The sequence below is a fragment of the Polaribacter sp. Hel_I_88 genome, assembly GCF_000687935.1.
Lineage (GTDB): Bacteria > Bacteroidota > Bacteroidia > Flavobacteriales > Flavobacteriaceae > Polaribacter.
Map to the genome: position 1 here is coordinate 118,235 of NZ_JHZZ01000001.1, position 14,816 is coordinate 133,050.

General features: G+C 30.2%; 9 protein-coding genes. All 9 read left to right on the plus strand.

Annotated features, from left to right (window positions below; genetic code table 11):
• Window positions 1-31 precede the first annotated feature (31 nt).
• The gene (locus tag P161_RS0100535) at window positions 32-3,286 is read left to right on the plus strand and encodes a S41 family peptidase (RefSeq protein ID WP_197026312.1); all 3,255 of its coding nucleotides are present in this window, start codon (window positions 32-34) and stop codon (window positions 3,284-3,286) included.
• A 55-nt stretch (window positions 3,287-3,341) separates the two neighbouring features.
• A complete protein-coding gene (locus P161_RS0100540) occupies window positions 3,342-4,220 on the plus strand; it encodes an RluA family pseudouridine synthase (protein WP_026775155.1) in 879 nt (292 codons plus the stop codon).
• Window positions 4,221-4,422: 202 nt separating this feature from the next.
• A complete protein-coding gene (locus tag P161_RS0100545; RefSeq protein WP_026775156.1) occupies window positions 4,423-5,700 on the plus strand; it encodes a hypothetical protein in 1,278 nt (425 codons plus the stop codon).
• A complete protein-coding gene (locus tag P161_RS0100550) occupies window positions 5,700-6,782 on the plus strand; it encodes an AI-2E family transporter (protein ID WP_026775157.1) in 1,083 nt (360 codons plus the stop codon). Before P161_RS0100545 ends, P161_RS0100550 begins: the two co-directional genes overlap by 1 nt.
• Before the next feature lie 6 nt (window positions 6,783-6,788).
• Window positions 6,789-7,982, plus strand: coding sequence for a class I SAM-dependent methyltransferase (locus tag P161_RS0100555; RefSeq protein ID WP_026775158.1), 1,194 nt, complete (start codon window positions 6,789-6,791; stop codon window positions 7,980-7,982).
• 184 nt (window positions 7,983-8,166) lie between these two features.
• Window positions 8,167-8,973, plus strand: a complete 807-nt coding sequence (gene fdhD / locus P161_RS0100560) for a formate dehydrogenase accessory sulfurtransferase FdhD (RefSeq protein WP_026775159.1) — start codon at window positions 8,167-8,169, stop codon at window positions 8,971-8,973.
• Window positions 8,966-11,257 (plus strand): FdhF/YdeP family oxidoreductase, encoded by a 2,292-nt coding sequence (locus P161_RS0100565; protein WP_026775160.1) that lies wholly within the window; start codon window positions 8,966-8,968, stop codon window positions 11,255-11,257. Before fdhD ends, P161_RS0100565 begins: the two co-directional genes overlap by 8 nt.
• 9 nt (window positions 11,258-11,266) lie before the next feature.
• The gene (locus tag P161_RS0100570) at window positions 11,267-12,805 is read left to right on the plus strand and encodes a hypothetical protein (RefSeq protein ID WP_026775161.1); all 1,539 of its coding nucleotides are present in this window, start codon (window positions 11,267-11,269) and stop codon (window positions 12,803-12,805) included.
• A 39-nt stretch (window positions 12,806-12,844) separates the two neighbouring features.
• A complete protein-coding gene (locus P161_RS17830; RefSeq protein ID WP_036841120.1) occupies window positions 12,845-14,476 on the plus strand; it encodes a beta-N-acetylhexosaminidase in 1,632 nt (543 codons plus the stop codon).
• Window positions 14,477-14,816 lie beyond the last annotated feature (340 nt).

Genomic DNA, 14,816 nt, shown 5'->3' on the forward strand with positions numbered 1-14,816 from the left:
TCTTTAGAAAATAAACCAAACTACAAATATTATGAAAAAAATTATCCTTCTTTTTTCTTTAATCCTCAGTTATTCAAGTTTTTCTCAAGGCACAAGATTGTTAAGGCAACCCACATTATCAAATACTGATGTTGTTTTTGTGTATGGAGCAGATTTATGGAAAGTGCCAATAAATGGTGGAAATGCTGTTCGTTTAACAAGTGATGAGGGCGAAGAATCCAATCCAAAATTTTCTAAAGATGGACAGTGGATTGCTTTTACAGCAGAATATGATGGAAATACAGATGTTTATCTAGTTCCTGCAATTGGTGGCGAACCAAAAAGATTAACCTACCACTCTGCAGCAGATATTGTGCAAGGTTGGACTCCTGATGGAAAAATATTGTTCAGATCTAACAGGGAATCTAAACCTACACAGACTAATAAATTCTTTACAATTTCTACGGAAGGTGGCATGCCAGAATCTTTTGAGATTCCAAGAGCTGCTTTTGGAGAAATTTCTGAAGACAATAAATACATTGCCTATACTCCTATTACAAGTTGGGATGCTGAATGGAGAAATTACAGAGGTGGACAAGCAATGCCAATTTGGATTGTAGATTTAAAAACCAAAGAATTGATAAAAACTCCACAAAAAGATGGAGAAAGACATGTAAATCCTGTTTGGTTTAATGGAGATGTTTATTACATTTCAGAAAGAGATTATACTGCAAATATTTGGTCTTACAACATCAACACAAAAACAGAAACTCAAGTTACATTTCACAAAAAATTTGATGTTAAAAATCTTGATGCTAATAAAAACGGAATTGTTTACGAACAAGGAAGTTATTTACATTTCTTAAACCCAGAAACCAAAGAAACCAAACAAATTATAGTTACTGTTAAAGGAGATTTAAACTATTCAAGAACAAGATGGATGAACGTTACTGGTAGAAACTTAACAAATCCTAACGTTTCGCCAAATGGAAAAAGAGCCATTTTTGAATATCGAGGAGAAATTTTTACCATTCCTAAAGAAAACGGAACTTGGAGAAACTTAACAAACTCCTCTGGAGTTGCAGATCGTTCTCCAATTTGGTCTCCAAAAGGCGATAAAGTCGCTTGGTTTTCTGATAAAAATGGAGAATATGAAATGGTTTTAGCAGATCAAAATGGCGATAATCAAGAATATATAAAACTACCAAATCCTACTTTTTATTTTCAGCCAGATTGGTCTCCAGATGGAAAACACATTGCTTATACAGATACTAATTTTGTAATTTGGATTATCAATATTGATACTAAAAAAATTACGAAAGTAGATGCTGATGGTTTTGCACATCCAAACCGAACTATGAATCCAAAATTTTCTCCAGATAGTGATTGGATTGCCTACGCAAAACAGAATGACAATAGTTTTAAATCTATTTATGCGTATCAAATTAGTACACAAAAAATTATTCAAATTACAGATCCAATTGCAGATGCAATTTGTCCAGTTTGGGATGCTTCAGGAAAATATATTTACACCTTAGCAAGTACAGATTATGGATTGCAAACGGGTTGGTTAGATATGAGTTCTTATGATCCAAGTGTCACAAGATCTTTATATACAGTAGTTTTAAATTCAACAGACAAAGCACCAACATTACCAAAAACAGATGAAGAATCTTTAGAAAAAGAGAAGGCTAATGATGATAAAAAAGACAAGAAAGATGACAAAAAATCATCCGAAGAACATAAAACCATTATTGATGAAAAAGGATTATTTGATAGAGCTGTTGTGTTAGATTTACCTGCAAGAAATTATGTAGCTTTATTAAAAGGCCCAAAAAACAAAGTTTTTATAGCAGAATCTATTCTTAATGATAATGGTTTAACCTTACATTCTTATGATGTTGCTAAAGAAAAAGCGACAGTTTTTGCTACAGGAGTTTCTTCTATGAATGCTTCTAATGATAGAGAATCCATATTGCTTTCTAAAAGAGGAAATTGGAGTTTAAACAAAACGAGTGCAGAAAAAGCTGGAAAAGAATCTTTAAATACAAATCTTAAAATTAAAGTTGATCCAAAAGCAGAAGCACATCAAATTTTTAAAGAAGGTTGGAGATATATGCGTGATTTTCTATACGTAGATAACGTGCATGGAGCGCCTTGGAACGACATTTACGAATGGTATGCTCCTTGGATAAATGATGTAAAACACAGAAGCGATTTGAATTATGTGGTTGATATAATGAGTGGTGAAGTGGCTATTGGACATTCGTATGTTTCTGGTGGAGATTTACCAAATATTGATAGAGTTCCTGTTGGCTTGTTAGGTGCAGATTTTGAAAAGAAAGACGGATTTTATCGTTTTGCTAAAATTTATAATGGCGAACGTTGGAATCCTTCCATAAAAGCTCCTTTGGGAATTCCTGGAATTAATGTAAATGAAGGCGATTATTTAATTGAAATTAATGGAATTGCTTTAACATCAAACATGAATCCTTATAAACTTTTAGAGCAAACTGCTGGAAGAGAAATCTATATTAAAGTAAATGATAAACCATCCACAAAAGATGCAAGAACAGTTTTGATTACTCCAACTTATAGCGAAAGAAATTTACGTTTTATAGAATGGGTCGAAGGTAATAGAAGAAAAGTTGATGAACTTTCTAAAGGAAAATTAGCATATGTGTATGTTCCAAATACTAGCAACCCTGGTTTTACATCTTTCAACAGATATTACTTTTCTCAACAAGATAAAAAAGGTGTTGTGATTGATGAAAGAAATAATGGTGGTGGTTCTGCTGCAGATTATATGATTGATATTATGTCTAGAGAAGTAGTTGGTTACTTTAATAGCAAATCTGAAAGTAGAAAACCTTGGACAACACCAATGGCTGGAATTTGGGGTCCAAAAGTGATGATTATAAATGAAAGAGCTGGTTCAGGTGGAGATTTACTTCCTTATATGTTTAAGGAGAAAAATTTAGGTCCATTAGTGGGGACTAAAACTTGGGGTGGCTTAGTTGGAACTTGGGATACACCACCTTTTATTGATGGAGGAAGAATGGTGGCTCCAAGAGGTGGTTTCTATGATGTTGATGGAAATTGGGCTGTTGAAGGAGAAGGAGTTGCTCCAGATATTGAAGTGCATCAAACACCAAAAGAAGTCTTGGCAGGACAAGACCCTCAGTTAGAAAAAGCAGTAGAAGAAGCTTTACGATTGTTGAATTTGAATGAATTTAAAATGAAACCAGAACCCAAAGCACCAATTCGTTCTAAAAGACCAAAAGGCTATAAAAATTCTGATAATTAGCATATTTAAACGGATTATTTTTAAAAAATAATCCGTTTTTTAAATTACTTTATTTTTGAATACTTCAGAAACTCATATTGTCAAAAAACTAGAAAAACCAATTCGTTTTCAAAAATATGGCGTTGGTATTTTTAAAACAATTCCCACAAAATCTGGGATCAAAAAAGCCATCAAAAAAGAATTAATTTTTATTGATGGAATTTTAGCAACCACCTCAAAATATATTTCTGGTGGCGAAAAAATTGAGCTATTTGAATCTGAAAATTCATCAACTTTTGAAAGATTAGAACTCAATTTAGAAATTTTATTTGAAGATGATTTTCTAGCCATTATTTGCAAACCTGCAGGAATTTTAGTGAGTGGCAATAAATTTGTAACAATTGCAAATGGTTTAGCTCAAAACCTACAAAAAAGCAATCAAATTGATGCTGTAAAACCACAACCCATTCATAGATTAGATTACCCAACAAGTGGACTTTTAGTAATCGGAAAAACGAGTGCATCAATCTTAAAATTGGGCGAATCATTCAAAAATAAAGAAATTCAAAAAACGTATTTTGCAATTACTATAGGTAAAATGCAACCTCGAGGAGAAATCAATTTTTCTGTGGACGAAAAAGAAGCATTCACTAAATTTGAAGTTGTACAAACTGTAAAATCTGAACGTTTTGACTTTTTAAATTTAGTGAAGTTATCACCCAAAACAGGAAGAAAACATCAATTAAGAAAACATTTATTTGCTATTGGGAATCCTATTTTAGGCGATAAAATATATTTTTTAGATGATAAAATTTTAAAAGGAAAAGGTTTGTATTTACATGCTGCAACTTTAGAATTTTCACATCCATTTACGAAAGAACAAATAAAGGTTTCTAAAGAATTGCCTAAAAAGTTTACAAATATTATTGGTGATTTTGATTTGAATAATAAATAAGATTGTTACTAAAGATTCCAAAGCTAAAGAATAACAACTATATATAAGGTATTTTATTATTTAGTAAAACAGCATAAAAATATCATCAATATAAAAAAGCTATCTAGTATAAATATCAAAACACATCATAGATTATTCTCTTCAAAATAAATAAGTTCCTTTAAAAAGTAATAAATTTGTGTTTTAAAATTGAAAAAATAAAATGAAGAAAGTTTTTAAGTTTTTAGGAATTCTCCTAGTATTAGTAATTATTGCAGGAACTATTTTTTATTTCGCTAAAAATGAAGATTTACCTCAAGGTAAACAAGGTGTTGAAGCAGATGCTTTAGCAACTAAAATGTTTAACGCCTTAAATCACAAAGCTTTTGAAAACACAGAAATTATTGAGTGGGATTTTAGAAACGCACATTTTTATAAGTGGTACAAACAAAAAAGCATTGTAGAAGTTTCTTGGGATGATAATAAAGTAATCTTAAATACCAAAGAACCTAAAGAATCTGAAGTATTTGTTAATGGCAAAAAAGTTGAAAACGCGGAACTTATAAAAACTGCCGAAGACTACTTTAACAATGATTCTTTCTGGCTAATTGCTCCTTATAAAATATTTGATGCTGGCACCAAAAGAAGCATCGTAAATTACGAAGGCAAAGAAGCTTTACTGGTTACCTATACTTCTGGTGGCTCAACTCCTGGAGATTCTTACTTGTGGTTTTTGAATGATAATTATATGCCAACATCATTTAAAATGTGGACAAACATTATTCCAATTGGTGGAATTGAAGCAACTTGGAGCAATTTTAAAAACACAAATTCTGGGATAAAACTACCTACAAAACATTCGCTTTCTTTATTTGGTTTAGAAATTCCAATTAATAATGCAAAAGCATACAATGAAAATGCTGATGCTTTAGCTAATAAAATTTTAGATGCTATTAATCACGAAAATTATAAAAATACTAAATTCTTAGAGTGGAGTTTTGGTGGAAAAAGAGCTTTTAAATGGGATAAAGAAAACCACATTGTAGATGTTTCTTGGGATGATTTTCGAGTGCATTTATATCCACAAGACATTGATAAAAGCACTGTATTTTTTGAAGGCATAAAACAAGAAGATACAGACGAAAAAATAATAAAAAGAGCTTGGGATATTTTTAATAATGATTCATTTTGGTTGGTTGCACCCCACAAATTATTTGATGATGGAGTAATAAGAACCCTAGAAAATTTCGACAATCAAGAAGTTTTAAGAGTTACTTATACTTCTGGAGGCACAACTCCTGGAGATTCTTATGTATGGATTTTAGATCATAATTTTGTACCAAATAGCTACAAAATGTATCTTAAAAATGGCAGGATGAATGGAACTTCTGCTACTTGGGAAGATTGGATAACTACTGAAAGTGGCACTTTATTACCAACAAATCACACTTTTGAGAGCGGAAGTGAATTAAGTATGGGCGAAGTTAAAGGGTATAACTAATGACATCAAAAACAATTTCGAACGGAATTTTAAGAGCCATCACAATTATTTTAGGTGTTGTTTTGCTTTTATATTTTCTTTTTAAAATTCAATCTGTAATTGTTTATATCGTAATTGCTGGTGTCGTTTCTTTAATTGCAAGACCTTTTACTAAGTTTTTAAGAATACGATTAAAATTCCCAAATACCATTGCTGTTGTAACCACAATGATTTTAATGTTAGGGCTTTTGGCAGGGATATTTGTCTTATTTATTCCATTAATTATTGAGCAAGGTAGAAATTTATCACTCTTACAAATCGATCAATTAGAAACCGATATTCAAAATATTTTTAGTCAAATTACTACTTACTTTTCATCAAAAGGAATCGATGTTTTAGGTGAATTAAAAAATATTAATATGACACCTCAATTTAAAGCGATTCCAAATTTATTAAACGCTATTTTAGAAACGTTAGGATCTTTAAGTATTGGCTTGTTTTCGGTGCTATTTATTACGTTTTTCTTTATGAAAGACAATCAATTATTAAAAAACGGAATTATGACATTAATTCCCAATAAAACAGAAGGCAGATTTTCTAAATCACTAGAAACCATTAACGATTTACTATCGAGATACTTTATTGGTCTTATTTTTCAAATTACAATTCTATTTGTTTTATACACCATTATTTTATTAACTTTTGGTATTACAAACGCAGTTGTTATTGCATTTTTATGTGCCCTACTAAACCTAATTCCTTATATAGGTCCTGTAATTGGTTTTGTAATAATGCTCATTTTAACAATGACTAGCAATCTTCAACAAGATTTTCAAACGGAAATATTGCCAACAACAATTTATGTGATGATTGGTTATTTTATTGCTCAAATTATCGACAATTTCTTAAGTCAGCCAATTATTTTCTCAAAAACAACAAAATCGCATCCGTTAGAAATTTTCTTAATAATTATTATTGGAGGTTTATTATTTGGTATTTTAGGAATGATAACTGCTGTACCTATGTACACAGCTTTAAAAGTTATTCTAAAGGAGTTTTTAGCAGATAATAAAATTGTAAAATCATTAACTAAAAACCTATAATTTCTTTTGAATTTCGATATTTTAAATGATGATGTCCAACAATTTATTTGTGATAATTTAAACTCAGAAATCACAAAACTGATTTTAAAAGGAAGTCCTTTTGGAAATATTTCTATTCAAGAATTAGCGAATCAATTAGTTGCAAAGCAAAAATCAACAAAAAAACTACCAACTTGGTTTTCTTCGGATAAAATTTATTATCCTGCAAAAATTAGTATTGAGCAAACCTCATCAGAAATTACTGCCAACTACAAATCAACCATTATTTCTGGTGATGCCATTATTGATATTACAGGAGGTTTTGGAGTAGATTGTTATTACTTTTCAAGACAATTTAAAAAAGTAATTCATTGTGAAATTAACGAAGAGTTATCGAAAATTGTAAAACACAATTACCAACAATTAAACATCCAAAATATTCATACTTTTTGTGGAAATGGTTTTGATTATTTAAAAGGAGCAGACCAAGTATTTGACTGCATTTACATAGATCCATCAAGAAGAGATGATGTAAAAGGAAAAGTGTTTATGCTAAAGGATTGCCAACCATACATTCCTCCAAAAATTGATTTTTTCTTTACAAAAGCCAATCAAATTTTAATAAAAGTTTCACCTATTTTAGATCTTAAAAACACAATTAGGGAATTACAAAATGTAAAAGAAATTCATATTGTTGCTCTACATAACGAAGTGAAAGAAGTGTTGTTTTTATTAGAAAAAAGCTATACAAATCCAATACAAATTAAAACGATTAACATTCTAAAATCCGAAAATCAAATTTTTGACTTTATTTTTGATGAAGATATTTATTCTTCATATTCAGAGCCTCTCTCTTATTTATATGAGCCTAACGTTGCTATTTTAAAGTCTGGTGGTTTTCATCAAATATCAAGAAAATTAAGCGTTTATAAATTACATCAACACTCACATGTATACACCTCAAAAAAACTCATTAATTTTCCTGGAAGAGCTTTTAAAATTGAGCAGGTAATTCCTTATGATAAGAAAAAACTTAAAAAACTATTACCAGATAACAAAGCAAATATTACGACTCGAAATTTCCCTAAAACTGTGGCACAAATAAGAAAAGAAACCAAAATTAAAGATGGTGGAAATACGTACATTTTCTTTACAACAGATGTAAATAACAATGCTAAGTTAGTTATCTGTAAGAAAGCAGACAAAAAAGTATTAAATTAATAATAATTTGTAAATTTTATCTTTTATAATTAAAATAAAATATTATATTTGTATCTACTTTATGTGTTTTATTTTTAGGGGTATAAGACACTAAAGCCCAAGTCTCGATTTTAATATCGAGACTTTTTTTTTACACCATTAATTTTTCATTAAATTTGTTTGATACAATTAACTTCAAAACTGAATGCAGATAACTAATTATCAAGGTTTAAAAATAACAAATAAAAGTACTGTAAAAATTGATGATTATTTGGTTGTAGAAGCACCACTTCAAATAAATATTAACAACGAATCTTACACGGTTGTTATGAGAACGCCAAACAACGATTTTGAGTTGATAACAGGCTTACTTTTTGCTGAAGATATTTATAAAAAAAATGCCCCATTAACTTTCCAAATTATAAAAGAAACCTTAAAAATACCTGAAATTATTAATGTTACAATTCAAAAAGAAGCATTAGGAAAAGGATATTTAAATAAACGAACTTTGCTCTCTGTTTCTTCTTGTGGTATTTGTGGAAAAAAAGAACTTGAAGACATTCATGTAGCTGGTAAAAGTTTGGAGGAAAACATTCAAATTTCTTCAGACAGTTTGCATAAAATGCATGCTATTATGAAAAATTTTCAAGAAACTTTCAATAAAACAGGTGGTAGTCATGCAGCTGCTATTTTTAATAAAAATCAAGAGTTATTAACAATAAAAGAAGATTTAGGAAGGCATAATGCTGTTGATAAGTCTGTTGGAGAATTGTTAATACATCAAAATTTAAAGAATGCACATTTTTTACTTGTTAGTGGTAGAGTTTCTTACGAAATTGTAACCAAATCTTTTATTGCTAAAATTCCTGTAATTGTTGCCATTTCTGCATGCTCTTCTTTAGCTGTAGATTTTGCAAAAGAATTTGGAATTTGCTTAATTGGTTTTACAAGAAATAACACAATGACAGTGTACGCCAATCCAAACAGTATAAATAATTTTAAGGATGATTAAAAAGACAAACGCACAACCACCAGAAAAATTAACTGGAATTGAACTTACTGATATTCCAAAATCGGCAGTTGGTGTAAAAGCCATTAAATCTTCTTTAAATCATGTTGTTGGAGAAGTTGGTTTGGTGAAAGGAATTGGTTTACTTAAAAACTTAAATCAAAAAAATGGTTTTGATTGTCCTGGTTGTGCTTGGCCAGATCCAGATGAAAAACGTGCTTTTTTAGCAGAATATTGCGAAAACGGTGCAAAAGCTGTAGCTGAGGAAGCAACTAAAAATCGTGTTTCTCCCATGTTTTTCTCTACGTATTCAGTACCTAAATTAGCAAAATTATCAGACTATGAAATTGGCAAAAAAGGTAGAATAACACAACCCGTTTATTTACCTGAAGGCGCAGACCATTACAAAGAAATTTCTTGGAAAGATGCTTTTGCTTTAATTGCTGATGAATTAAATGGGTTAGATTCTCCTGATGAAGCCATTTTTTACACCTCAGGAAGAACAAGCAATGAAGCTGCTTTTTTATATCAACTTTTTGTAAGACAATTTGGGACTAATAATTTACCAGATTGCTCTAATATGTGTCACGAATCTAGTGGAGCTGCACTTTCTGAGACCTTAGGAATTGGCAAAGGTTCTGTTACTTTAGACGATTTTAACCACACAGATTTAATTATTGTAATGGGTCAAAACCCAGGTACAAATCACCCAAGAATGTTAACAGCTTTGGGTGAAGCAAAAAAAAATGGAAGTAAAATCATCACCATAAATCCTTTACCAGAAGTTGGGTTGATGAATTTTAAAGATCCACAAAACCCTTTAAAATGGGTTAGTTCTGGACAAAATTTAACAGATTTATTTTTACAAGTTAAAATTAATGGCGATGTTGCTTTGCTTAAAATCATCTTAAAATTAATGCTAAAAAAGGAAGAAGATACTCCTTATTCGGTTTTTGATTATGATTTTATCAAAAATAAAACACATGGAATTGAAGATTTATTAGATGATTTAGAAACCTATTCTATAGATTATTTAGTACCTCAAACAGGGTTATCACTCGAAAAAATAAAAGAAGCTGCAGATTTAATTATCAACAAAAAAAAGGTAATTATTTGTTGGGCAATGGGTCTTACACAACATAAAAACTCTGTGGATACCATTAGAGAAATTGTAAACATTTTACTCTTAAAAGGAAGTATTGGAAAAAAAGGTGCTGGAACCTGCCCAGTTCGTGGTCATTCTAATGTTCAAGGAGATAGAACTATGGGGATTTGGGAAAAAATGTCTGATGAATTTTTAGACAAACTAGATGCAAATTTCAATTTTAAATCGCCTAGAAAACACGGTTTTGATGTAGTAAATGCTATTGAAGCCATGCACAAAAACAAAGCAAAGGTATTTTTTGGAATGGGAGGAAATTTTGTTTCTGCAACTCCAGATACAGAATTTACTGCTGAAGCTTTAAGAAAATGTAACTTAACAGTTCATGTTTCTACAAAGCTAAATAGAAGTCATTTAATTCACGGCAAAAAAGCGTTGATTTTACCATGTTTAGGTAGATCCGAAAAAGATATGCAAAGTACTGGAGAACAATTTATATCTGTAGAAAACTCTATGGGAGTTGTGCATAATTCGCAAGGGCATTTAAATTCTGCTTCTGAGCATCTTTTAAGTGAACCAGCCATTGTTGCTGGTTTAGCCAATGCAACTTTAAAAAACTCATCTGTTAACTGGACAAAATTAATATCAAATTACGATTTTATTAGAGATGAAATTGAAGCAGTAATTCCTGGTTTTGAGAATTATAATGAGCGTGTAAGAATTGGGAAAGGTTTCTATTTACCAAACAACGCAAGAGAAAATGATTTTAAACCAACAAATACAGGGAAAGCTAATTTTAGTATTAATTCGCCTTCTGAAATTAAATTAGAAAACAATCAATTTATATTGATGACGATTAGAACTCACGATCAATACAACACCACAATTTATGGTTTAAATGATAGATACAGAGGTGTTTTAAATGAACGTAGAGTAATTTTCATGAATCCTAAAGACATGGAAAAACTAGGTTTAGAAAAACTAGATTTAGTAGATTTAACCAGTCATTTTAATGGAGAAAAAAGAGAAGCCAAAGGCTTTTTAGCCATTCCCTATAGCATTCCTGAACAATGTACAGCAACCTATTTCCCAGAAGCTAATGTTTTAGTTCCAATAAAAAGCACTGCTGATATTAGCAATACACCAAACTCTAAATCAACGATTATTACCATCAAAAAAAGATAATTTTATCCGATGAAAAAATATTTATTATTATTCACAATTGCTTTTTTAAGTCAGCAATTAGTAGCTCAAAATGACATAGTTCCTGAAAAGAAAACACAAAAAGCGTTTGGAAAAATAGATTTTCTTTCTATTAAAATGCCAGAAACTAGCATTGTAAACGAAGCCAATATGGGTTTTACAGGAATTCATTATAACTTAATGATCAACGATTGGGCTTACACTGGTGTTGGACTTTATGGAGCTGTAACTGGTGCAAGAGGTGGTTTTTTTACGCTAGGTGTTAATGCAGGAATTAAAAAATATTTTGGAAAAGATTTTTATGTAGATTCTGGTTTTCATTTTGGTGCTGGAGGTGGAGCTGCGGCTCCAGATGGTGGAGGTGCTTTTATTTTGCCTCATTTTAATATAGGGTATGATTTTAAAAATTTCGCTATAAATTCTGGTTGGAGTTATGTCGATTTTTTTGATGGTGGAGCCATAAAAGGACATCAATTTAATGTAAGTTTAGAAATACCATTAGGGTATAATTATGCTGATTATAAAAAATCTCAAAATGAATATTCTTTTGCTACTTTAGAAAAATCTGATTGGAATATCAACTCGAAAAAAACATCTTTACTTTTTCATTTGAATAATTTAATGATAAAAGGCGATGATGATAACGTTAATGTTAATCAATTTGGTAATGCAACGATTAGACTTGCTGGTTTTGAGTTTGCAAATTATTTTTCTGAAAATTGGTTTGCTTTCTTAAAAGTTGATGGAGCTTACGCTGGAATTAGAGCTGGTTATATGGATGTGTTTTTAGGTGGTGGTTATCATTATTCATTCAACAAAAACCGCACAAATATTTTGGCTAAATTTGGTTTAGGTGCTGGAGGTGGAGGTGGTGTAGATTCGAAAGGTGGTTTTTTAGTATACCCTGATATTTCTATCGAACAAAAGATATTTAAAGATATTTATATTGCTATTAATAAAGGGTATGTGTTATCTCCAGATGCACATTTTTATACATCATCTTATGGAATTGGTTTAAAATATTATGTAGAAAGAAATGGTATAAAATCGGATGAGAAAACATTTAAAAAAGGAATTTTTAAAGGTTTAGAAGTAATTACAAAACACGATATTTATTTTGATGCAGCAAGAGATGGAAATTTTGAAGAAGATATGCACCAAATATCGGTTCAAATTAATTTAGATTTAAATAAAAACATCTTTATTGCAGGGCAAACTTCTTTTGCTAGCTTTGGTGATGCTGGTGCGTATGCAGAAGGCATTGTTGGTTTAGGTGCTAGAACAAATCCTTTATTTAATGAAAAAGTCACTTTATTTGTTCAAGGTTTAGCTGGAGCTGCAGGTGGTGGAGGCATTAGTACAGGTGAAGGTTTTATTATAAAACCAAGTACTGGTTTAAACTATAAAATATCCGATAATTTAAGTTTTAGAACTGCTGCTGGCTATGTAAAAGCAAAGGGTGCTGGACTAAGCAACACATTCATAAATTTCGGAATAAAGTATCATTTATCTTTTTTAAAGATGAATTAATATAAAAAAGCCTATTTTTAGACTCAAATTACAAATAAAATGAAAATCAAATCCCTCTTTTTTTTTAGTTTACTGATTAGTTTAAATTCTCAAAAGGTTTTATCTCAAGAATTACAAATTACACCTCGACCTTTAGAAGTGATTTCTGGAAATAATACTTTTAAAATTAATACAGAAACTCAACTTGTCTTTGACGAAAACACTAAAAAAATTGTCACTAATTTACAAGATTATTTTAAAAATGATTTTGGTTTCGATTTAAAAACAACCAATTATCAAAGTTTAAAAAAGAATTATATTGTTTTTAAAGTTGATGAAAATTTAGCTGAAGAAGGCTATGAGTTAACAATATCTGAAGACAAAATACGTATTTGCGCAAAAAACGCTACTGGCTGGTTTTATGGAACACAAACATTAATGCAGTTATGTTCTTATAATGCTGATTTTTCTAAATATGAAAAACAGTTAACACTTAAAGAAGTTACTATTAAAGATGCTCCAAATTTTAAGTGGAGAGCTTTTATGTTAGATGAAGCTCGATATTTTAAAGGAATGGAGCAAGTAAAAATGTTGTTAGATGAAATGGCCTTTTTAAAAATGAACGTTTTTCATTGGCATTTGGTTGATGATCAAGGTTGGCGAATTGAGATCAAAAAATATCCAAAATTAACCGAAATTGGTTCTAAAAGAAAAAGCACACAAATTGGTCCTTTACAATGGGAAAGTCCAATACAATCCGCAGAACCTCATGAAGGTTTTTACACACAAGAACAAGTTAAAGAAATTATCAACTATGCTAAAGAAAGACACATTACAATTGTACCAGAAATAGAAATGCCTGGACATTCTACTGCTGCAATTGCTTCTTATCCTTGGTTAGGAACTTCAAAAAAAGAAATTGAAGTCCCGATTAAATTTGGTGTGGGTAAAGATGTTTATGATGTTACAAATGAAAGAACAAATCAGTTTTTAAGAGATGTTTTAGAAGAAGTTATGGCTCTTTTTCCATCAGAAGTAATACATATTGGTGGAGATGAAGTAAAATACAATCATTGGAAATCTTCTGAATCTGTCCAAAAATATATGAAAGAAAAGAATTTGGCAACACCTGCTGATTTACAAGTTTATTTTACAAATAACATTTCTAAATACATAGAAAGTAAGGGAAGAAGAATGATGGGTTGGAATGAAATTATGGGACATAATTTACATGACTATCAAGATAAAAAAGATACAAGAACATCACAAAAATTAGCAGAAAAAAGTATTGTACATTTTTGGAAAGGTGATGTAAAACTAGCTGAAACAGCTGCTAGAAATGGTTATGAAATTGTAAATTCTCTACATACTTTCACTTATTTAGATTATAAATATAAAAATCTATCCTTATCTAAAGCCTATTCATTTGATCCTATTCCAGAAAATTTAGATGAAAAATATCATGATAAAATATTAGGTTTAGGTTGCCAAATGTGGGGTGAATGGATACCTACTAATGGCGAAATGCATTATAGGGTTTTTCCAAGAATTGCTGCGTATGCAGAAGTTGGTTGGACAGAAAAAAAACGTAAAGATTTTACTTTATTTAAAACATCTTTAAAGAATTTACAAAAAAGATGGACTGCAAAAGAGATATATTTTGCACCTGACGACTTTACAGAAAAAAATTAAATAGTCAATTTATTTAGGGCAAATCGTTTATAAAAAACAAGTTTTTTTTATAAAAAACTAATTATTATGTCTATATTGCACCACTAAAAACCCCAAAAACCCCAACATCGTGGAAAAAGATACCTTAAAACAGGTTGTACTATTTATATTTACATCGGTCGTTTTATATTTTTCAGGACTTTACTTAATGACAATAGGCAAGATAAAAAACATTAGTGACGGATTGATTGTAATGACTTTCTTTTTTGCTGTTTTTCCTTTTTTGTGCTCTTCAGCAATGTTAACTATAAAGTTTATTAAATTTTTCTTGAATCCAAAAAGATCTCAATCATAAACTATT